At 63.1% G+C, this 21,387-nt stretch carries 18 protein-coding genes; 7 read left to right on the top strand and 11 right to left on the bottom strand.

Annotated elements, in window-relative coordinates:
- Positions 1–2: 2 nt before the first annotated feature.
- From ACFVHU_RS17860 to ACFVHU_RS17840, 5 genes are all read right to left on the bottom strand, one after another.
- Positions 3–614, bottom strand: coding sequence for a TetR/AcrR family transcriptional regulator (locus tag ACFVHU_RS17860; RefSeq protein ID WP_388025835.1), 612 nt, complete (start codon positions 612–614; stop codon positions 3–5).
- 146 nt (positions 615–760) lie between these two features.
- Positions 761–1,207 (bottom strand): HD domain-containing protein, encoded by a 447-nt coding sequence (locus tag ACFVHU_RS17855; RefSeq protein WP_388025832.1) that lies wholly within the window; start codon positions 1,205–1,207, stop codon positions 761–763.
- 201 nt (positions 1,208–1,408) lie between these two features.
- Positions 1,409–2,917 carry a carboxyl transferase domain-containing protein gene (locus ACFVHU_RS17850; RefSeq protein ID WP_388025830.1) on the bottom strand — a complete coding sequence of 503 codons (1,509 nt, stop codon included), beginning with the start codon at positions 2,915–2,917 and terminating at the stop codon, positions 1,409–1,411.
- On the bottom strand, positions 2,914–4,143 hold the full coding sequence (locus ACFVHU_RS17845) for a CaiB/BaiF CoA transferase family protein (RefSeq protein WP_388025827.1): 1,230 nt from the start codon (positions 4,141–4,143) through the stop codon (positions 2,914–2,916). The genes ACFVHU_RS17850 and ACFVHU_RS17845 overlap by 4 nt, the downstream gene beginning before the upstream one ends.
- A 44-nt stretch (positions 4,144–4,187) precedes the next feature.
- Complete coding sequence (locus ACFVHU_RS17840) at positions 4,188–5,549, bottom strand: SLC13 family permease (RefSeq protein WP_388025825.1); 1,362 nt, start codon at positions 5,547–5,549, stop codon at positions 4,188–4,190.
- 153 nt (positions 5,550–5,702) lie between these two features.
- On the opposite strand from ACFVHU_RS17840, the gene ACFVHU_RS17835 reads away from it, so the two are divergent.
- The 3 genes from ACFVHU_RS17835 (at position 5,703) to ACFVHU_RS17825 (ending at position 8,275) form a co-directional block, all read left to right on the top strand.
- Positions 5,703–6,413, top strand: a complete 711-nt coding sequence (locus ACFVHU_RS17835; RefSeq protein ID WP_388025822.1) for a FadR/GntR family transcriptional regulator — start codon at positions 5,703–5,705, stop codon at positions 6,411–6,413.
- A 535-nt stretch (positions 6,414–6,948) separates the two neighbouring features.
- Positions 6,949–7,278, top strand: a complete 330-nt coding sequence (locus ACFVHU_RS17830) for a PadR family transcriptional regulator (protein WP_105658025.1) — start codon at positions 6,949–6,951, stop codon at positions 7,276–7,278.
- A 1-nt stretch (position 7,279) separates the two neighbouring features.
- Positions 7,280–8,275 carry a permease prefix domain 1-containing protein gene (locus tag ACFVHU_RS17825; RefSeq protein ID WP_388025815.1) on the top strand — a complete coding sequence of 332 codons (996 nt, stop codon included), beginning with the start codon at positions 7,280–7,282 and terminating at the stop codon, positions 8,273–8,275.
- A gap of 429 nt (positions 8,276–8,704) precedes the next feature.
- On the opposite strand, the gene ACFVHU_RS17820 is transcribed toward ACFVHU_RS17825, so the two are convergent.
- Positions 8,705–9,601 (bottom strand): LysR family transcriptional regulator, encoded by an 897-nt coding sequence (locus ACFVHU_RS17820; RefSeq protein WP_105658027.1) that lies wholly within the window; start codon positions 9,599–9,601, stop codon positions 8,705–8,707.
- A 126-nt stretch (positions 9,602–9,727) separates the two neighbouring features.
- Here ACFVHU_RS17820 and ACFVHU_RS17815 point away from each other — a divergent pair, with 126 nt between their 5' ends.
- Both ACFVHU_RS17815 and ACFVHU_RS17810 read left to right on the top strand, forming a co-directional pair.
- A complete protein-coding gene (locus ACFVHU_RS17815) occupies positions 9,728–11,143 on the top strand; it encodes a M20 family metallopeptidase (protein WP_388025811.1) in 1,416 nt (471 codons plus the stop codon).
- A 9-nt stretch (positions 11,144–11,152) separates the two neighbouring features.
- Positions 11,153–12,466: an MFS transporter gene (locus ACFVHU_RS17810; protein WP_105658029.1), complete on the top strand. Its 1,314-nt coding sequence runs from the start codon at positions 11,153–11,155 to the stop codon at positions 12,464–12,466.
- Between the two features lie 79 nt (positions 12,467–12,545).
- Here ACFVHU_RS17810 and ACFVHU_RS17805 read toward each other — a convergent pair whose 3' ends face one another.
- Positions 12,546–13,541, bottom strand: coding sequence for a YafY family protein (locus ACFVHU_RS17805; protein WP_105658030.1), 996 nt, complete (start codon positions 13,539–13,541; stop codon positions 12,546–12,548).
- 94 nt (positions 13,542–13,635) lie between these two features.
- Here ACFVHU_RS17805 and ACFVHU_RS17800 point away from each other — a divergent pair, with 94 nt between their 5' ends.
- Positions 13,636–14,001, top strand: coding sequence for a VOC family protein (locus ACFVHU_RS17800; RefSeq protein WP_105658031.1), 366 nt, complete (start codon positions 13,636–13,638; stop codon positions 13,999–14,001).
- Positions 14,002–14,127: 126 nt separating this feature from the next.
- Here ACFVHU_RS17800 and hpaD read toward each other — a convergent pair whose 3' ends face one another.
- The 4 genes from hpaD to ACFVHU_RS17780 form a co-directional block, all read right to left on the bottom strand.
- Positions 14,128–15,225, bottom strand: a complete 1,098-nt coding sequence (gene hpaD, locus ACFVHU_RS17795; RefSeq protein WP_105661547.1) for a 3,4-dihydroxyphenylacetate 2,3-dioxygenase — start codon at positions 15,223–15,225, stop codon at positions 14,128–14,130.
- A gap of 63 nt (positions 15,226–15,288) precedes the next feature.
- Positions 15,289–16,782 carry a 5-carboxymethyl-2-hydroxymuconate semialdehyde dehydrogenase gene (gene hpaE, locus ACFVHU_RS17790; protein ID WP_105658032.1) on the bottom strand — a complete coding sequence of 498 codons (1,494 nt, stop codon included), beginning with the start codon at positions 16,780–16,782 and terminating at the stop codon, positions 15,289–15,291.
- A 78-nt stretch (positions 16,783–16,860) separates the two neighbouring features.
- Complete coding sequence (locus ACFVHU_RS17785; RefSeq protein WP_332488680.1) at positions 16,861–17,520, bottom strand: GntR family transcriptional regulator; 660 nt, start codon at positions 17,518–17,520, stop codon at positions 16,861–16,863.
- Complete coding sequence (locus ACFVHU_RS17780; protein WP_181148971.1) at positions 17,520–19,043, bottom strand: fumarylacetoacetate hydrolase family protein; 1,524 nt, start codon at positions 19,041–19,043, stop codon at positions 17,520–17,522. Before ACFVHU_RS17780 ends, ACFVHU_RS17785 begins: the two co-directional genes overlap by 1 nt.
- Before the next feature lie 547 nt (positions 19,044–19,590).
- On the opposite strand from ACFVHU_RS17780, the gene ACFVHU_RS17775 reads away from it, so the two are divergent.
- A complete protein-coding gene (locus tag ACFVHU_RS17775; protein WP_332728419.1) occupies positions 19,591–21,219 on the top strand; it encodes a hypothetical protein in 1,629 nt (542 codons plus the stop codon).
- The last annotated feature ends 168 nt before the right edge of the window (positions 21,220–21,387 follow it).

Genomic DNA, 21,387 nt, shown 5'->3' with positions numbered 1-21,387 from the left:
GCTCAGCCTTCCTTCTTCTCGGGGACGGATTCGATGAATCCGTGCTGGTAGAGCTCGAAGAGGTAGGGCGTGAGCCGTGCCATCGAGCCGGCCAGGTCCGCGGTGCCCAAGGCATGGCGGATGCGCGGTTCAAGTAGCATCGGTGCCAGGGCCAGCATGGCGATGGCGGTGGACTGGGCGCGGCGGTCCTCGGCCTGGCGCAACGTGTAGCCGGCGAAGCCCTTCTCGATGATCTGCTCGATGGATTCCACGTAGTGGTCGAAGAAGCGCTGGCCCTGCTCGGAGGGGTCCAGCAGCGACTTGAGCAGGTAGTCGGCATAGATCCGCATCGGCCCCTCGCCGAGCATTTCGGCAACTACCAGCGGATTGCTGGTGGCGTTCGCCCGCTTCGTTTCGGTCAGCGTGGTGAACACATGCTCATCGCAGGCCGCGCGTAATTCGTGCTTCGAGCCGAAATGGTGGATCACCAGGCCTGCGGAAACCCCGGCACGTGCCGCGATGGCCCGCACGGTGCTCTTGGCGAAGCCGTGGGCGGCGAACTGCGCGATGGCCGCTTCGCGGATGCGCTGCGCAGTTAGCGGGGCGGTATGCGGGGCACGCTTGGTTGAACTCATGTTCAATATTGAACGCTTGTTCAGCCGGAGGGTCAAGAGGTGCAGGAAATTTCCGGAAAACGTTCGGCGGGGAGCTGGGGGGATCTTGGCCAGGAGCTATCTCCGGGCGGCCGCGGGAGCATGAATCCCCGGGACCCGGGGCGCCGCTAGAGACCCAGGAGGGACCGGGTGCGCTGGTATTTCTCGGCCAGCCGCTGCCGGGTAGCCTGATCCAGCTGGCTTGTGCGTTCCGGGTCGGTGTTATCGGCCAGGTCCGCTTCCTTGACCAGCAAGGCCAGCGCATTGCCGCGTACCCCGGCGCAATATTCTTCCAGGCTCTGCCCGGGCCGCTTGCTCAGCAGTTCCACCGCCACGATGACCGTGTCGGGAAGGCCAGCGGCACGCAGGTCCGCCGCGGAGACGTCGCAATCCTCGATCACATCATGCAACCAGGCGGCCGCGATGGCTTCTGGCGAACCGCCGAGGTCGCGCGCGTGCCCGGCCACTCGTGCCGGATGCCCGATATACGCGGCGCCGAGCTTGTCGACCTGTCCTTCGTGGGCGCAGGCCGCGATGTCCTTGGCCGCATCGATCATCGATTTGTGCTCGCGCATATTCCGCCTCACTGGGTAGTTCCTGTCGAGTCCCACCCTACGCGTGGCGGTCGGCATTTGGGCAGGAAGCCCGATCCTTGAACTTCCTCGTGCCTGCAGGGTGCAGCCGGTCGCCCTCCCGCGGCCGGCCCGGCGAGGGCAGCCAAGCCAAGGGCCGGTCCAGCAGCCGTTGCCGGACCGGCCCGGTGTCCCGGCGCGGATCTAGCTGGAGGCTTGTCCCAAGTTCTGGAACTTTCTCTGCCGGCGCTCCAACCGATCTGCCTCGGGAATGGCAAGGGCCAGGGAGATTTCTGCCGCAATAGCCGTTCCGAGTTCCTGGCAGAACTCGCGCGGCCGGGTGGCGGCGTCGTCGACCTCGTCCACCACATGGTCCACCAGGCCAAAGGCGCACAGCGACGCAACGCCGATCTTCTGCTGGCGGGCCATGTCCGGGGCATGGCTGGTACTGCGGTGCATGATGGCGCTGGCGCCCTCGGGCGGCAACGGCGAGAGCCAGGAATTGCGGGCTGCGATGGTCCGGTCCGCCGGCAGCAGCGCCAGTGCGGCGCCGCCGGTACCCTGTCCGAGGAGCACCGACACCGAGGGGGACCGCAAGCCGATCAATTCGCTGAGCGAACGGGCAATCTCTCCGGCCAACCCGCCTTCCTCTGCCTGCACCGAGAGCTCGGCGCCGGTGGTGTCGATGATGGTGACCAGCGGCAGGCCGAGTTCCTGGGCCAGTTGCATCCCGCGGCGGGCCTCGCGCAGCGAGGCGGGCCCGAGGCTGGCCGTGTCCGGGTGCCGCGGCCGCTGCTGGCCGAGCACCACGCAGCGCTGTCCTGCGAACCGCGTCAACGCCAGCATCAGCCCGGGGTCTTTCTCTCCCTGTCCGGTTCCGTTCAAGGGCAGCGCGTCGTCAGCTGAGGCCAGCAGCATCCGGGTGTCCGGTCGGCGCGGGTTCCGGCTGGCTTGCACAGAGTGCCAGGCGTCCTCGTCCGCACTGCACGAGATGCTGCCCACCGGTGCCGGGAAGGCGCGGGAATCTTGTACGGGCTGCAGGATCTGCAGTGCCCGGTCCACTAGCTGCGGAAGGTCCTGCGGCGGGACAACCGCGTCGATCAAGCCCTTGCGGAACAGGTTCTCCGAGACCTGGACGCCCTCCGGGAAGTCCTGTCCGTAGAGTGCCTGGTAGACCCGTGGACCCAGGAAACCCAGCAGCGCCCCTGGCTCGGCAACGGTGATGTGCCCCAAAGAGCCCCAGGAGGCCATGACACCGCCGGTGGTGGGATGGCGCAGGTAGACCAGATAGGGAAGTCCTGCCGCCTTGTGCCGGCGGACCGCATCGGTGATGGCGACCATCCCCAGGAAGGCCAAGGTGCCTTCCTGCATGCGGGTGCCCCCGGAAGCGGGCCCCGCCAGCAGCGGCAGTCCGGCCGCCGTTGCGCGCTCGATGGCCGCGACAATGCGCTTCACGGCAGCCTGCCCGATGGAACCGGCCAGGAAGTTGAATTCCGAGACGATCACCGCCACTTCGCGGCCCTGGATCAGCCCCTTGCCCGTGAGCACCGATTCATCGGTGCCGCTTTTTGCGCGGGCGGCATCGAGGTCGGCCGCATAGGATTCGCTGAGCTCGGGCTGCTGCGGCTGGCTGTCCCAGGACTCGAAGGAGTCTTCATCCAAGACGATGGACAGTAGCGCCGACGCGTCAATCCGTTGGGTTCTGGTGCTCATGACTGGTCTTCCTTCCGCTCTTCGAGCCAGCGGTCCACGTCCGCTGCATCAGCATTGAGCAGGGGCGGAGCGGTATGCGCCTTGCGGGTGGTCTCCTTGCTGGTGGCGGCATCGAAGAAACGCAGGGGAGGGCCGGGCAGGCTGACCCTGCCCAGCACTTCGTGCTCCACCTCCACGACGAGCCCTTGGGAGTGGACCTGGTCCCAGTCATAGACCTCCTCGATGGAGCGCACCTTTCCCGATGGAATGCCGGCTGCGTCAAGGGAGTTGAGCAGCTGCGCCGCATCGTATGCGCTAAAAGCCCGTTCGATCAGCTCATTGAGCGCCGCGCGGTTCTCCACGCGCTGGGAGTTGCTGGCAAAGCGGGGATCCCCGGCGGGCAAACCGAACCGGGAGGCGAAGGCCTGCCAGAGCTTTTCGCTGCCGATGCTGATCTGCACTTTCCCATCGGCACAGGAATACAGGCCGTAGGGTGCAATGGAGGGATGGTGGTTGCCGATGGCTTGGGGATTCTCCCCGGCCACGGTCTGCCGGGTGCCCTGGAAGGCATGGACCCCGATGATCGAGGCCAGCAGGGAGGTGCGGACCACTTGGCCGCGACCGGTCCTTTCGCGTTCCAGCAGCGCTGCCAGCGCCCCGTACGCTCCATACATCCCCGAGAGCAGATCCGCGATGGGCACCCCGACCTTCTGCGGATCCTCCGGGCCGGAGCCGGTAATGGACATCAGCCCGGCCTCGCCCTGCAGGATCTGGTCGTAGCCGCTGCGGTGGGATTCGGGGCCGTCGTGCCCGAAGCCGGTAATGGACAGGATCACCAGCTGCGGATTCAATTCATGGAGCACCTCGACGCTGAAGCCGAGCCGGTCCAGCACGCCGGTGCGGAAGTTCTCCATGAGCACATCAGAGTTCCTGACCAGGTCGGCCAGCTTGGCTTGGTGCGCGGAATCCTTCAGGTTCAGCGCAACAGACTGCTTGTTGCGATTGCATGACAGGAAGTAGGTGGCCTGCCGGTTGTCTTCCGGCCCGACGAAGGGTGGGCCCCAGCCGCGGGTGTCGTCCCCGGTGCCCATCGCTTCGATCTTGATGACCTTGGCACCCAGGTCGCCCATCATCATTCCGGCATGAGGCCCGGCCAGTGCACGGGTCAGGTCAAGGACCACGTAGCCGCTCAGGGGGCCGGTGCCGGTGGCCAGGGTTTCTTCGGGTTGGACTGTAATCGAGCTCAAGAGATACCTCCTAGGAGTGGAAAGATTGGCGGTTCCGCTGGTGCCTACAGCCAGCCGGGCAAGACCAGCAGCGCCCAGGCCAGGACAGGGCCGGCCAGGACGATGATGCCGCCGTAGCCCAGGACCTGCTTGTAGAAGCGGTCCTTGTCGGTGCCTTCCGGGGCGTTGGCAAGGACCAGGGCGCCGTTGGTGGAGAAGGGCGAGACATCCACGATGGTCGAGGCGATGGCCAGCGCGCAGATCAATCCGGTAGCGCTGATCGAGCCCGAGCCCAGGAACGGGATCGCCAGCGGGATGAGCGCGGCCAGGATGGCAGTGGATGATGCGAAAGCCGAGACAACGGCGCCGATGTAGCAGATGAGCAAGCCGGCAAGCAGCGGTGCTCCCAGGGTCGCCACGGCGTTCGAAGCGTATTCGATGGTGCCGGCTTCCTCCAGGACTCCGACGAAAGTGAGCATGCCGCAGATGAGCAGGACCGTGGACCAGCTGATCTTGTTGACCGCCCCCTTCTGGGCAGCGGGGTTGACCAAGGCCAGGACGACCGCGATGGTGACCGAAACGAAGCCGACGTCGACCTTGAAGCCCAAGGCGATCACGGCCAGGGCGACCAGGCCGAGGATGGTCATTGCCTGGCCGAAGCGCTGGCCCGGGGCATGCGGCGCGGCGCCGTCGCCGGCAGGATCGCGGGGACCGTAGGTTCCCGAGCCGCTGCCCTTGAAATCGACATCGGCTGCCTGCGAGCCCACGGAGACCGACAGGCGGGCCTCGGCAACGCGTTCGGCGATGGCGCTGGCGCGCTGGCCCGCCAGTTTGCGCCCGCCCAGGACCAGGAACAGCACGATGGCGATCACCAGGTTGAAGGCGAAGCTGGTGAGGAACAGGGCGGTGGGACTGAAGGCGAACCCGGCTTCCTGGATCAGCCCATTGACGATCACGCCGTAGACGGCGATCGGGGAGAAGCCGCCGGCTTGCGCGCCGTGCACGATCAGCATGCCCATCATGAGCGGGTTGATCTCGTATTTCTGCGCGAAGCGCAGGCCGATCGGGGCGATGATCGCCACCGCTGCCGGGCCCAGGGCGCCGATGGCGGTAATGGCTGCGGTGATGGCGAACATGACCCAGGGGATCAGCGAGATCCGGTTGTCGACAAGTTTCACCGCCCGGTCAACCAGGATGTCGATGGTGCCATTGTTCTGGGCTATGGCGAAGAGGTAGGTGACCCCGACCAGGGTCAAGAACAGTCCTCCGGGGAAGCTGGCGAGAATGTCCTTGGCATCCATGCCGAGGAATATCGTGCCGAGCAGGAAGGCTCCAACGAAGGCCAGGGCTCCCATGTTGATCGGGAACATCGTGGCAATTATGAACATCACCGCCAAGACGATGATGGAGACGAGTGCGACAGACATGGGTAATCCTTTTCGGGAGGCTTTGCACTGAATGGTTTTGATGTGACGGGTGTCACTGGCTCACTGGCCTAGCCTCCTAGACTCTCGGTGTCTTGTCAAGGTAATTTTCGGTGTAAGTTTGAGGAAGAACACATTTTCAGGTGGGGAGTGGTTGTGGCTGAAGCCAAGAAGGCCAGGGCGTTCGCGAAGGTGCAGCGTCCTCGGCTCTATGAGCAGTTGATGCAGCAGATCCTGGCTTTCGTCGAAGCAGAGCAGTTGGGGCCCGGCGACCATCTGCCGGCCGAGCGCGAGCTGGCAGAACAGCTCGGCGTCTCGCGAGCGACCCTGGCCCAGGCCCTGGTGGCGCTGGAAGTACTCGGGGTCATCGACGTGCAGCATGGAACCGGCGCGGTGCTCGTGCACCGTCCGAGCGTCGCCACGGTGCTGCGCGAACTGCGCGAGCACAAGAACCGGTTGCCGGATATCGTCGAGGCGCGCAGTACCTTGGAGGTCAAGCTGGCCGCGCTGGCTGCCGAACGCCGCACCGAGGCTGACCTGCGCAAAATCGATCACGCGCTGGAGGTGATGGCCGCGGAAATTGGCGAGGGCGGCCGTGGCGAGCGCGGTGATGAGCTTTTCCACGAGGCAATTACCGCTGCAGCCAAATCAGCGGTTTTGCAAAAACTCATGACGTTTATCGCCGAGATGGTGCTCGAAACCCGCATCGAATCGTTGGGGCAGCCAGGACGCCCGGAGCGTTCGCTGGAGTCGCACCTGAAAATCGCCGATGCGATTCGCCGCGGCGATGCCACGGGTGCCGCCGCCGCGATGGGCGAGCATATAGAAATGGTCTCCGACGTGGCCCTGCTCAGGGACGGCAGGTAGCCGCAAAGCCGTTCAGCCAATTGCTGCCGGGCGAGGCTGGCCCTTTTCCGCCGGAGCCGTTTTCTTCGATGTCCGGGCGGCTCGAGGTGCTGCCGGCCGCTAGCTTTTGCTATTCTCCCGCGCGCAGTGCGCGGAAGGCCTCCGTGGCCGGAGGTTGGCCTGTTGCGGAAAGTTCGCAGTTATCAAAAGGCGATGGGCGATGGGCTGGAAAAGCGCGGCCACTGCCGATCTATGGACCACGCTGCCGGGCTCGGGGAAGCCGAGGCTGTTGATCTCGTCGCCGCATAAGGCCTTGAGCGCGCAACGTGGAGCACGCTGCGCTGGAATTCAACGGATCTTGGCACTCCAGTCCAGCCGCCAGTCCTGCCGCTACGCGATGCGTTACTTGCTGGTTTGCTTGTCCCGCCTCAGCGCCACCGCTCACTTCCGGCTGCAGCCCCCAGTTCTGCAACGAATAGCATTGAACACCTGTTCTCATCTTGTGACAGTAATGTGTGATTGACGATAGTGTGTGGCGCACGGTAATGTGAGCGGCATGGAAGAGTTCGACACCCAACTGCAAGAGCTGCGACGCGGCACCGTTGTGCTCGCTTGCCTGCAGCTGCTGCGCAGTGCAGGATACGGCTACAGCCTGCTGGAGCAGCTCGACGACCACGGTTTCTCCACCGATGCCAACACCTTGTATCCGCTGCTGCGGCGTCTGGAGAAGCAGGGTTACCTCACCAGCGAGTGGAACACCGAGGAGGCCAGGCCACGCAAGTTCTACCGAACCTCGCCTGACGGTATCCGTCTTGCCGACACGTTGACCACGGAATGGCGATCACTGGCAACGGCGATCGCCTCGCTCACCGAAGAGGAGCACTGACATGACTGCCACATTGACCGAACGCTACATCTCGGCCACGATCCGCAGCCTCGAGCCCGGCATGCGGAACGACATCCGCGCCGAGCTCGAAGCCTCCATTGCCGACGCCATCGAGGCGCGCGTAGCCCAAGGCGAAGCCGCGCAGGAGGCAGAACGCCGCGTCCTGGCCGAACTCGGCGACCCCGGCATCCTCGCCGCCGGCTACGCAGACCGGCCGCTGCACCTGCTCGGGCCGAAGTACTACCTGGCTTGGTGGCGCCTGCTGAAACTGCTGCTGTGGATCGTGCCGCTCTGCGTGGCAGGGGCAATGGCGCTGGGTTTGCTGGTCTCTGGACAGGACGTGGGCGAAAGCATCGTCCAGTCGCTTTCCGTCGGGCTGCAGGTCATCGTGCACGTGGGCTTCTGGACCACGCTCGTGTTCGTCGTGCTCGAGCGCACTGGCGCGGACACTGGCGTGAAGTGGGATGTTGACCAGCTGCCGGAAATTCCCGAGGATGGCGCGGGCCGCAGCGAGTTGACCGCGTCGCTGGTATTCCTGGGCATCGCCGCCGGCGCGGTGGTGTGGGACCTGGTCCGAGGATTCTTCCCCACAGGCGGTGAACCGATCCCGATCCTCAACCCGGGGCTGTGGCCGTGGTGGATCGGCGTCCTGTTCGCACTGATCATCCTCGAGGCCGTCTTCGCCGTCGCGCTGTTCCGCCTGCGTCGTTGGACAACTGCCATGGCGGTGCTGAACACCGTGCTCGCCTTGGCCTTCGCGGCCTGGGCGCTGATCCTGCTGTTGCGCGGCGAGCTCGTCAACCCGGAATTCCTCTCGTTCGTTGCGGTTGCCGGAGGCGACGGGTTCGCCGCCGGAAACGCACAGGCCGCTGGCAATGGCGGCATCTTCCGCATTCTCGCCGTGCTGCTCGGGTGCGGAATCGCGGCCGGCATTGGCTGGGATATCGTTGACGGCTGGCGCAAGGCCGTGCGGGAACGGGGCACAGTCCGGGGGTGAACGCGCTGAATGGCAGGTGGGAGTCCGTGCCACCGTGTCCAGCGCTGAGCTGCCTGCCGGCAATGATACGAGCTCGCGGGTCACTGCCCCCGGCTTGTGTTCCGGCACGGAAGCCCCTCCATCAATTGGGCCGACAGTTGCTCGAAAGGCACCTAGGAAAGCACGTCATCACGATCAGGAAGAGCGCCGTCAACCACGACTGCTCCGAACGCTTCCGGCGCTCGCTCGGCTCCGCCTGCGCAAATACTCGCCGTTCGAATCCCGGGTGCACCCGACGAGCGAAGCCTCCGGCAATCAGCGATCCCTCGGAGGGGCCATCACGGTACATGCGACTGCCTCCGTGCCGCACCGCCACCCATTAGCAAGGGCCGCTGTTCGGCCAGTAGAATCCCATGCCGGCCCCTGCGGCGAGGCCGTCTTCTTCCCGGATCAGTATTCCTGCATCAGGGCCGTGATCTGCTGGATCAGCGCACTGACCAAGGCTGGTTGCCGGCGTCGCGGCATGGTGAGGATCTGTGCGCTGCGTTCGGCCAGAGCCGGATGGTCAATCGGGATGAACCTCAGCCCTTGGCTCAGCCCATCGCGACGAGCGAAGCGGCTGAGCAAGGTCACCCCCGCGCCGGAACGCGCGAACTCCATGGCCGGATTGATGTGATCGGTAGTTAGCGCGATCTTCGGCGTGAGTCCGGCCATGGAGGTGGCGATGTCAAAAAGCTCGCGCTGGGTGATGCCCTTGGCCGGCATGGACATCGGGTACTCGCAGAGCTCGGCCAGCGACAGCTGCGTCCGCTCAGCCAGGGGGTGGTCGGCGCAAACCACGGCATAAGCCGGAGCTGGGCAGGAATGCTCGACGGTTACATGGCGCTGCGGGCCCAGGGCAAAGATCGTCGCGAGATCCGCAGTGCCTTCGATAACCTGCCTGGTGGCCTCGGCCGAGGGCAAGACGCTCAGGTGAACCGTCACCTCGGGATGTTCCTTGCAGAACGCGGAGACGGCGCGAGGAGTCACCGAGGCAGCAAGTCCTTCCGAGCTGGCCACCTCGATGACTCGTGAAGCCCCCGAGGAGAGCTCGCTCAGATCCTGAGCCAGTTGCTCGCCTTCGGAGAGCATGCGGCGGGTATGGGCCAGCAGCAGCACCCCGGCATCGGTCAATTCCATGCCGCGGGCATGGCGGCGGAAAATTGCCGCGCCGACGTGGCGTTCGAGCTGGCTGATCTGCCGGCTGATCGCCGACGCGGAAACATGTTGCGATTCGGCGGCATCGGAAATAGATCCCGTGCTAGCCACCTCATGGAAGTAGCGCAGCGCCGTTGGCAATGTTTGCATTCTCTTGTTCCCGTTCGATTAGCATTTTGCATTTAACTCAAACCTGATGCACGAAACGGCACTGGTTCCCGTCGCGCCCATCTCCTAATGTGATCTACAGTACAACACGCCGAGCGGGGAGAAATCATGCCGAATAGAGAATATTTGCTAGTAGCTGCGGACAAGTATGTCGACTCGGGGGAGCTGTTCGAGGACTTGTCCGAGCTGGTTGCCTGCCCGACGGTCAGCACCGACCCCAGCCAGAGGGTTGCAACGAACTCATATCTGGATAAGAACTTACGATCGAGGCTCGAAGGCATGGGCTTTACTGTGCGGCTTGATCTGGACTGGCGGGGATCGGGCAATTCTTTCCTGCGCGCGGTTCGCACAGAACATCGGGATTACACTACGGTGCTGTGCTACGGGCATGCCGATGTGGTTGACGGCCAAGCGGGGCAATGGGAGCAGGGGCGCGATCCTTTCGTGCTGGATGCCCAAGGCGAGCGCTGGTACGGACGCGGCGCGGCGGATAACAAGGGCCAGCACCTGGTGAACCTCAAGGCCTTCGAGATGCTGCTGGCCCAGCGCGGGGAATTGGGATTCAACGCGGTCTTCCTGTTCGAAGCCGGCGAGGAAATCGGGTCCCCGCAGCTGGATGAATACGCCGCGGCGCACCGCGAAGAACTCGCCGCAGATCTCTTCATCGCCTCCGACGGCCCCAGATTGTCAGCCCAGGAACCCACGATATTCCTTGGCGCACGGGGTGGGGCGACCTTCGAACTCAGCATTCCGCTGCGCGCGGGCGGCTATCATTCAGGGAATTGGGGCGGCCTGCTGCGCAACCCCGCAACCACGCTGGCTGGCGCGATCGGTGCACTGGTCGATGGGCATGGGCGTATCCAAGTACCAGGGCTGCTTCCCGACGAACTGCCCGACTCGGTGCGCCAAGCGCTCCAATCGGTGCAGGTGGGCGGAGGAGCGCAGGACCCGCAATTGGCCGACGGCTGGGGCGACACCAGGCTGAGCGCGGCAGAACGGCTCTACGCCTGGAATACCCTGGAGGTGATCGCCCTGCAATCGGCCGACGTCGCCCGGCCGGTCAATGCCATCCCGGGTGAGGCCCGGGCGGTCCTGCAACTGCGCTTCGTCGTTGGAACGGATCTGGCGGGGCTGGAAGCGGCGATCCGGCGGGCACTGGACGAGGCCGGCTACCCGATGGTGCAGCTGGCCATGGGACAGTGCTTCCCGGCCAGCAGGACCAACCCCGACAACCCTTGGGTGCGCTGGGCCAGCGAGTCCATCCAGCGGAGCACCGGCGTGCCCGCGGTGGTCTTGCCCAATATCGGCGGTTCGCTGCCCAATGCGGTCTTCGAATCGACGCTTGGCCTGCCGACCTTGTGGGTCCCGCATTCCTATCCGGGGTGCCAGCAGCACGGGCCCAACGAGCACGCCCTGGAGCCGGTGCTGCGCCAAGGACTGAAAATGATGTGCGGGCTCTTCCATGACCTGGCAACGAACACGACCTTGCCGCGCACGGTAGCGGCTAGCAGCGAGAAGATCTAGGACTCCAGCATGGAAAATCAGCAATTACCAGTTAAAGACCAGACAGCGCCGGCCCGACGCCAGTCCACCGCTCGCGGTATCGCCGCAGCCACCATTGGCAATGCGCTGGAGTGGTACGACATGGCCATCTATGCGCTGTTGGCAATCTATATCGGCCACAACTTCTTCCCCTCGGAAAATCCGGCAGTAGAGGTCATCCAGGCTTTTGCGGTCTTCGGTATCTCCTACCTGATCCGCCCTCTAGGTGGACTTGTACTCGGATCCTATGCGGACCGCAAGGGCTTGAAAAAGGGGTTGATCCTCACTATCAGGCTGATGGTAGTGGGTACGGCGATCATTGCACTGCTGCCGGGCTACGACACCATCGGCATCTTCGCTCCGCTGGGGCTCATCCTGGGGCGGCTCATCCAGGGCTTCTCCGCCGGTGGCGAGTTCGGTGCCGCCACCTCGTACCTCTTGGCGCAGGACAAGGGGCGCAAGGGATTCCTGGGCAGCTTCCAGTTCGCAAGCCAAGGCTTGGGCGCGATGATGGCTGCCATCACGGTGGTCGCTTTGACCAGTATCTTCACGACGGAGCAGATGAACGACTGGGCCTGGCGCATACCGTTCTTCATCGGTCTGCTGGTGGGCCCTGCCGGCTGGTGGATCCGTCGCCACGTCGATGAAGCGCCGCTGCCCGAAGCGGCCCCGGGGGATCGGCACAGCGCCAAGAACGCGGTGCATGCCCCGGTGCGCGAGCTGTTCCGCTCGAACAAGGCCTCGGTGTTCATCGCCGGCGGAGCGCTGGCTATTTCGACAGCGCTGAACTTCGTGCTGCAGTACATGCCGACTTTCGGCATCAGCCAATTGGGCATGAGCCCTACCGTTTCCTTTTCCTCGCTGATTATCTCCGGGGCGATCTTGACCTTCGCCACGCCAGTGGTGGGCCACCTTTCGGACCGCTTCGGACGATTGCGCATCATGATTCCCGCCGCCCTGGCGATCATGCTGCTGACCATCCCGCTGTTCCTCTGGTTGATTGCGGGCAAGACCTTCCTGGTCCTCGCGGTCGTAATGGTCATCCTGGGATTGCTCAAGGCATTGTACTTCGGTGCGCTGCCGTCGGTGATGGCTGATGTCTTCAGCGATTCCTCGCGGGCCACGGGCCTGTCCTTCAGCTACAACACCTCTGTGGCGATTTTCGGCGGATTCACCCCGATGATTTGCGCCTTCCTGATCGAGGCCACTGGCCAGCCGATTGCCCCGGGCTACTACCTGGCGGTGCTGGCCATCGTGAGCATCGCGGCGCTGGGCTCCGCCTTCCGTTTCCGGGCGGTGCGCTGACCCCGCCACTGGTGAAGCAGCGCAGGAAGCACAAGGCCGGCAACCGCAGCGGTTGCCGGCCTTTGCGCGCTCGCGACGATCACGAACGATCCGGCTCTCGGGGCACCGGTGCGGCGGATGGATCCTGATGGCGCGAAACCAGATCGGTGGCCAGCGCGCGAATCATGTCACGTGCCGCTGGGGGACCAGTTACGTGGATATGGTCGGCAAATTGGAGCAGTTGGCGCACGTCTTGGATTTGCCGGAACACAATAGTGATCGGGTACCACCCTCCTTCGGCTGCGTCCACGTCCCGGAGACGCTCGCCCAAGATTCGCCGGGCCAAATCCAGTCGAGTTGCACGCAGGCGGGCCGTGATCATCACGTCCCCGGGTGCCTCTGTGCGTTCCTTGAGCGAGAGCCACACCGTGCGCAGGGTGGCGTCGACCTGCAAGTTTGCCGGCGCCTGCAGGATTTCGAATGAGTAGAGCCGCTCCAACGAGAACAGCCGCTGCTCACCTTGCTGTTCGGCGACGAGATACCAGCGACCGGACTTGGCCACGAGTCCATAGGGATCCACGAGCAGGAACGCTGGGTGCGCCTCGGTACTGCGCCGATACTTGATGCGCAGCTGGCGCCGAAGCCGCAACGCGGTTGCCAGATCCGCGATATCGACCAGCAGGCTCCGGCCCGACAGCCAGGCAGAACTATCCACCATGACAATATCGGCCAACGTAGCCCGGGGATGGGCCGCTGGAGCTGCGTCCTGCTTCAGCGCGACCTTGCGCGCCGCCGTAGCATGTGCGTCCCGCAAGCCCAGAAGTTCCAAATGCCGTTCATCGAGCCCCGCCACGGACAAGGCTTCCAGCTCCGGCGGCTCCAGATGGGCCAGATTCAATCGGGAGCCCGGCAGCAAGGCGATTCCTCCGTGGCGCCCGCGCTCGGCGTAGACAGGGACGCCAGCCATGGACAGCGCTTCGACATCGCGCAGGATGGTCCGTCGCGAGACCTCCAGCGTCTGGGACAGTTCCGAGGAGCTGATGCGCTGACGAGTCTGCAACAGCAAGAGCAGGTGCAACAGCCTGGAAGCTTTCATGACCTCCAAGTATCCCAGAAAAGAAGACATGTTCTGTCGTGATTTTCTGGTGGACTGCTAATGTCCACTAATTCATTGATCCCAGGAGTCCCCGATGCCCCGCCCGAACCTTTTCCTCGTTTATGTCAAAGATGCCCGGAAAGCTGCCGAATTCTATGGCGATTTGTTCGATATGGATCCTGTCTTCGTCTCGCCGCGCTATGTGGCATTCGCCCTCAGCGAGCAGGTGAGCTTCGCTGTGTGGTCCGGCAAGAATGAAGATGCGGTCCCGGAAACCCCGCGCACCAGCGAGGTGGGTTTGATGGTCCCCGGCTCCGGCGGTGACGTTGACGAAACTTGCCGCCAATGGTCCGCCAAGGGAGTGCGCATCGTGCAAGAACCTTACGACGAAGTCTTTGGCAGGACCTTTGTTGCTGCGGATCCAGATGGCAACCTGATCAGGGTCTCGCCGATGGACTAGGAATTAGCGTGGCCAATAAAAGCAGAATCCCGGGGCATCGGCGAAGAAATTCGCTGATGTCCCGGGATTCTTGTGTTGCAGCTCAGGGAAGCTGCCAAGCTCTGGGTCTAGAAGAGCTTGCCTGGCTTAGAGCTGGTTGCCCAGCTTGAAGCCCTTGGAAGCCTGGCCATGGTACGAGCCGTCTTCGTCACCGGCACGGGTGAAGGAGAAGCCGTCGGCGCCAATGGTGACTTCCAGCTCGGAGTCATCGGTGCGCTCGATGACTTCCTGCACGTTGCCATCCAGGTCCAGGACCTTGGAAGCTTCGGTGTACCACGATGGAACAACCGGGTTGCCCCACCAGTCGCGGCGCTGGTTGTCGTGCACGTTCCAGGTGATGGTCGGGTTGTCCGGATCGCCGGTGTAGTAATCCTGGGTGTAGATCTCGATGCGGTGGTCATCTGGATCCAGGATGTACAGGTAGAACGCGTTGGAGACGCCGTGGCGGCCGGGGCCGCGCTCGATGCGGTCCGAGATGCGCAGTGCGCCCATCTTGTCGCAGATCTGGATGATGTTGTGCTTCTCGTGGGTGGAGAAGGCCACGTGGTGCAGGCGCGGGCCGTTGCCGCCGGTCAAAGCGGTGTCGTGCACGGTGCCCTTGCGGTGCATCCAGGCTGCGTAGGTGGTGCCTTCGTCGTCCTGGATGTCCTCGGTGACGCGGAAGCCCAGGTCCTCGAGGTAGGCGCGGCCGCGCGGCACATCCGGGGTGACCTGGTTGAAGTGGTCCAGGCGGACCAGTTCGCCGGCCGAGTACAGGTCATAGCGCATGTGCAGGCGCTCAACGTGGGTGGTCTCGAAGAAGAACTCGTACGGGAAGCCCAGTGGATCCTCGACGCGCAGTGCATCGCCGATGCCCTTGACGAAGCCTTCCTTGCGGCGCTCGGTGCGGCAGCCCAGTTCCTTGTAGTAGGCCTCGGCCTTGTCGACCTCTTCGGCACTGCGCACACGGAAAGCCATGGCCTTCAGTGCTGCCACCGGGCCCTTGGTCAGCACCAGGTTGTGGTGGATGAATTCCTCGAAGGAACGCAGGTAGATCTGGTTCTCGTCTTCGTAGGATACGTGCAGGCCCAGTACGTCCACGTAGAACTTGCGCGAGCGCTCCAGGTCGGTGACGACCAGTTCAGCGTAGGCGCAGCGCAGGATATCCGGTGCTGGAACCGAAGGGGTTGGGATCGGGTTTGCGATCTCTTTGCTCATGATTTGCTCCTTTGCAAGCAAGAAAAACTAGGGGCGGGAAGCGCGTGCTTCCTAGACGCCGAACTTAGGGGAGTGCGCTTCGTTCAGGGTGATCTGGATGGACTGCTGGGTGGTGTAGAAGTCCACCGAGCGGTAGCCGCCTTCGCGGCCCAGCCCCGAAGCCTTCACGCCGCCGAATGGGGTGCGCAGGTCGCGGACGTTGTTGGAGTTCAGCCACACCATGCCCGAATCGATCTGGTGCGCGAAGTTGTGCGCGCGCTTCAGGTTGGAAGTCCACACGTAGGCTGCCAGGCCGTACTTGGTGTTGTTGGCCAGTTCCAGTGCTTCCTCGTCGGTGTCGAACGGGGTGATGGCAACAACCGGGCCGAAGATCTCGTCCTGGAAGATCTGCGCATCCGGGGCAACGTCGGCGAAGACGGTCGGAGCAACGTAGTTGCCCTCTTCGAAGCCTTCGGCACGGCCGCCGCCGGCCAGCAAGCGGCCTTCGGTCTTGCCGATCTCGATGTAGCCCATGACCTTCTCGAAGTGGTTAGGGTGCACCAGTGCACCGACTTCGGTCTTCGGGTCGCTCGGCAGGCCAACGCGGATGTTCTTGGCGCGTTCTGCGAACTTGGCTACGAAATCATCGTAGATATCGCGCTGGACCAGCACGCGGGAACCGGCGGTGCAACGCTCGCCGTTCAGCGAGAACACGCCGAAGACGGTGGCGTCCAGGGCAGCTTCCAGATCAGCGTCGGCGAAGACCACTGCAGGGGACTTTCCGCCGAGTTCCAGGGACAGGCCCTTGAAGAATGGCGCGGCCGCGGTGGAGATGGTGGCGCCGGTGGAAGAGTCGCCGGTGAAGGACACCAGTGGCACATCCGGGTGCTTGACCAGGTAGTCGCCGGCGACGCCGCCGGAACCGAAGATCAGGTTGAAGACGCCCTCTGGCAGGCCGGCTTCGCGGAAGATTTCTGGCCACAGGCCAGCGGAGAGCGGGGTGTAGCTGGCAGGCTTGAGGACCACCGAGTTGCCGGTGGCGATGGCCGGAGCCAGCTTCCAGGATTCCTGCATGAACGGAACGTTCCACGGGGTGATCAGCGCGGCGACGCCAATGGGCTTGCGGTTCACGTAGTTCATCTGGCGTCCCGGGACGCGGAAGGAGTTATCCACCTGCGCGACGATCAGGTCGGCGAAGAAGCGGAAGTTCTCCGCGGCGCGGCGGGCCTGGCCCTTGGCCTGGGTGATCGGCAGGCCGGAGTCGTAGGACTCGAGCAGCGAGAGCTCTTCGTCGCGGGACTCGACGATGTCAGCGATCTTGTGCAGCACGCGGGAACGCTCGCGTGGCAGCATCTTGGCCCAAGGGCCTTCCTTGAAGGCCTTGTTGGCGGCGGCAACTGCCAGGTCCACGTCTTCAGGCTGTGCCGAAGCCACGGTGGCGTAGTTGGTGTTGCTTACCGGTTCCTGCACGTCGAAGGTTGCTCCGCCGATGGAGTCAACGAATTCGCCGTTGATGTAGTGCTGCAGGTGGGTCGGAAGGTTTTCCGGTACGAAGTGCTTGCTCATGGCAGTTCCTTTCGTGCTGTTCCGGTGTTTTCACCGGATGGGTTGTGGCAAATCTATGAAAGTTCTCGGTGCTGCTGGCTAGATGGCGCTAGGTGCCATGCCGGCCGCTTTCAAATAGGCGTTGAGCGTATTCGAGCGGTGGTCCCGGCAGGCGGCTTCGATCTGCGCCGGGGTGGCATGGTTGCCGATCAGATCCAGCAGCGCCTCATGTTCCTGAACCGAAGCGCGAGCCCGGTTGGGAATGTGGGTGAAGCTGCTGGCCCGCATGGCCGCCAGCCGGCGCCATCCGCGCTGGACCAGGTCCAGGATGTGCGGATTGGGGCACTGGCCGTAGAGCAGCTGGTGGAATTCGGTATTCATCCGGGTGAAGGCCACCGGATCGAAATCCGCCAAGCACTGGCGCATGTTCTCGTTCAGCGCCCGCGCCTTGGCAAGCCAGGCGGCATCCATGGCATCCGCAGCCAGCGCGGTAGCGGCCGGCTCGATGACCATCAGGGTCTGCATGGTGTGCAGGTACAGGGTGGAATCCACGTGGGCCACCGTCGCCCCGACGTTGCGGGTGAAGTGCACCAGGCCCTCGGCCTCCAGCCGGCGGATCGCCTCGCGCACCGGAACCACGGAGCAGCCCAGCTCGTCGGCAATGGTGCCCAGCACCAGCCGGTAGCCGGGGGAGTATGCCCCGTTGACGATGCGCTCGGAAACCAGCTGGTAGGCGGCTTCGGACTTGGAGGCGGTCATTACAGCGACCATGAGTCCAGATCCGGGCTGCCTGCGTCCTTCCAGGCGTTGTACTTGCTCTTCCACGCATCATTCATCGGGAACAGGCCCTCGATGCCGTGGCCGCGCTGGACCATGGCGAAGATGAATTCGTCATTGGATTCGGTCACCGCGGCTTCAGCGGCCACCTCGGCCACCATTGCTGGCGGGATGACCACGATGCCATCGGAGTCGGCCACGATCACATCTCCTGGCTGCACCGATACGCCGCCGCAGGCCACGGTGATGTCCTTGTCCCAGGCCACGTGCTTGCGGCCGAGAACCGCTGGGTGGGCGCCGTTGTAGAAGACCGGGATCTGCAGGTTGGACACGGCGTCCAGGTCCCGTACGCCGCCATCGGAGATGATGCCGGCGGCGCCGAGCTGCTGGGAGCGCAGGGCCAGGATGTCGCCCAGGGTGGCCGAGCCGGTCTCGCCGCGGGCTTCCATGACCAGGATCTCGCCGTCATTGAGCGAGTCGATGGACTGCTTCTGCATGTTGTAGCCGCCGCCGTGGGCCTTGAACAGGTCCTCGCGGTTGGGGATGTAGCGCAGGGTGCGGGCGGTGCCGATCACGCGCTGCATGCCCTTGGTGGCACCGGGGACTTCGATGTTCACGTTGTTCAGGCCGCGCTTGCGCAAGGTGGCGGACAAGGTGGCGGTAGCCACCGAAGCCAGCTGCTCGCGGACCTTGTCGGTCAGCACGTCCTTGCCGGTGATGATCGGGGCCATGCCGGCGGTCTCGCGATCGCCGTAGGCATCTTCCTTGTCCTTGTCGGTGACCTTTGGCTGGTTGCCGAAAGCGGCGAAGGCCGCAGTGCCCTCGACGGCGGTGGTCTCCAGCTTGCCGGTCGTGGCGCCGGAGACCAGATCGGTGACCTCGACCTCGACAACGTCGCCGGGGAAGAAGACGGTGGAGCCGGCCGGGGTGCCGGTGAGGATCATGTCACCTGGCTGCAGGGTCATCTGCTGGGACAGGTCGGCGATGATGGTTGCGAAGGAGAAGAGCAGCTCGGAGGTGTCGGCGTCCTGGGCGAGCTTGCCGTTGACCCAGGTCTGCACGCGCAGCTTGGCAGGATCCAAGGTGGCAGCATCCAGGGCGTTGGGACCCACCGGGGTGTAGCCGTCGCCGGACTTGGAGCGGATGTTCGAGCCCTTGTCCGCGTACTTCATGTCGTGCACGCCGAGGTCGTTCGATGCGGTGACCTGCCCGACGTAGCCCCAGGCTTCGTCTACCGAGACGCGGCGAGCGGTCTTGCCGATGATCAGTGCGATCTCGCCCTCGAAGGCGAGCAGCTCGGTGCCAGCTGGGCGTTCCACGGTGGAACCGCTGGCGGCCAGCGAGCTGGTGGCCTTCATGAAGTAGCTGGGGAACTTCGGGGTGCGTCCGCGCTGCGCCGCACGCGAGGAGTAGCTAAGGTGTACGGCCAGGATCTTGCCTGCCTGCGCGAAGGTCTCTTCGGTTACTGGGACAATATTGCTCACCGTTGATCGGCCTGCTTTCATCGAACATCATCTCGTACATCAAATCGTATACGATCAGTGTGCGCCGAATCTCAAACGGTGTCAAGCGGGCTTTGGAAATCTTTGGAAATGATTATCGTGAAGGCCTGGGAATCCGCAAGATCACGCGGAATTCTCCGGGAGCGGGAATGTTTCGAAATGGACAATTGCGGGGCGCCGGAACGGATGTACTGCAGCACACAATCGATAGCTGGAATCCTGGCTAGCCAGTCGATCTGATGCCGGATTCCCTGCACGGCCATCGTTGCCCTGTAGTCGGCAAAGGATGCCCGACCGGCGCTATCCTCTTGCCAGCTGGGCGGCAGGGGCAAGCTCGCTCGCGAACCGAAGCCGAGCTACGGCAGGCGCTCTTTTGCCGATCGTGGAAATAGGCCATTTCACTGAGGGTGAGGGCAAGTGGAGTCATGGATTGTTCACGAGAAATATTCCGTTGCTTCCTCCTGCATGCCGGGTAATTGTAGATAGCCTGTATTTATGGGGAGTGTATTTAATATCCGAAACTCGCTGAGATGAGAGCGCAAGGAAAAAGATGTCTTCAGGTCAAAACACAGGCGTGATCGATTCGACGCTGCCGTCGCACCCCACCGAGGTCCACGCAAATAGCTGGATGTGGGGATCCGTGGCGTTGGTCGCCAGAGTTCCGGCATCCTCGATCACGGAACCTGATGGAAACTTGTGGTGGGTCCCGTCGAATGCCGCGGATATCACGTGGAAGATGTTCTGCAAAGATCTGCAAAGCGAAACCTCTGAGTTTCTCCAAAACGACGCGGGAAATCTGCATAAAGCATCAAAAAGCTGGTTCGACAAGACTTCGGTCGGACCTCATTTCCTGGCCATGACTGCCGACGCGAAGCAAGCACTATCGGGTGCTCCAACGTTTGCTTTCGACAACCAGAAGGTAATCAGCAAGCTGACCGGCGCCGGTATCCGGATCGCTGGAATTTCACGTTCTCGTAGTGAGGCGGAAACAGGAGCCGGCAACGCTGAATACGTCGCCTTGCACGTGAAGCTTTCGAAAGAGGCATTGCAAACCCCCGGTTGGGTGACCTCTGCGCTGCACCGGCCGACTCGTGCTGGGCTACTGCCGGGCACAAACATCGATGGCAAGGACTTGCGAGCGGGTGTAAACAACGCCTTGCGTTCAGCAGGCTTGGCAGTAGAACTGAATAATGGTGGCGCTCTGCAATCAAAAGACAAGCAGGATCCATGGGGGAACATCTATACGATCTCCACTTTTATTCCGCAAGACAAGATTCCTCAGTGCCAAAAACACTGGCACGGACCGAGCGCGATGGACAACCCTGCAGTGCGCTGGGCGCATGCACTGAGCATTGCTCAAACCGCCACGCCTAAGCCAACTTTGAGCGACTGGTCCGACCTCGGAGTTAGCAAAGCCCAAGTCTCCCTTGGCCCGTCAATTGGTTGGTGCAGTGATCGGGGGATGGGGATTGTTGCCCAGTCCCGTCCGGATGGCGATCCTGAACACTGGATCGCAGAGACTGGGCATACGGTGGCCTTAGCGCATTCAGTCTTCGTCGATTTGGCGGTCTTGACGATGCAGCAAGATGAATTCTTGACCCAGCGCGCGGGACACCTGGCCAATCTAGCGGCAACCGGAAACCTTGAGGATTCCGCTGCTTCGCTTAAGCGATACAAGGACATTCAAAAAAGGTTTATCGAGTTCCACGGCAAGCGCTGGTTGCAGGAGATACCCGGACGTGAATCTGCAACTCGGGTGCTGCAAGCCATGCAGAACGTGCGCATGCTGGAAGAAAGAATCAAGCATTCACTGATCGAGCAGAAATCCATCATGGATTATCTGGAAGCCAACCAGCGCGCCGAAGAAGAGCAGGTGAATCGCGAACGAGCCGAACAACTGCGCGAAGAGGCGGTTAAGCGTGAAAAGTTCAGTCACCGAGTGAATATTTTTGCGTTTATATTCCTGCCGGCCACACTGATTTTCACCGTTACCGGAGGTCTGGGGATCCAGTTATCCACACTTTGGGGAACTATTTGGATCGGCATCGCTGCTGTCACTACTATCGGGCTGATTGCTTGGATGAAGACGGAGGGTAGAAAGAGGAAGAAGGATAGAAAACGCGCGTCCGGAGGCGCATCGCGCAGCGACGAATCCCTCCCTGCCGTGAACAAGGGATAAACAGATCAGCTCAACACAGTTCGCGGCCACTGAGCTGGAGAAGAACCTCTTGGTTTGCGACCTCGGCGACGGAGGCTTTCTCAACGGTCCTCGGCTACCGCAGTTAATCAGCCGACTCACCAGGGGTACGCAGAAGGCGCTGGAACGGAAGTCATGATTCCGTTCCAG

Source organism: Glutamicibacter sp. NPDC127525 (assembly GCF_042672105.1).
Classification (GTDB): Bacteria; Actinomycetota; Actinomycetes; order Actinomycetales; family Micrococcaceae; genus Glutamicibacter.
Note: the sequence above shows the minus strand (reverse complement) of the source record. Positions and strands in the feature narration are given on the sequence as shown.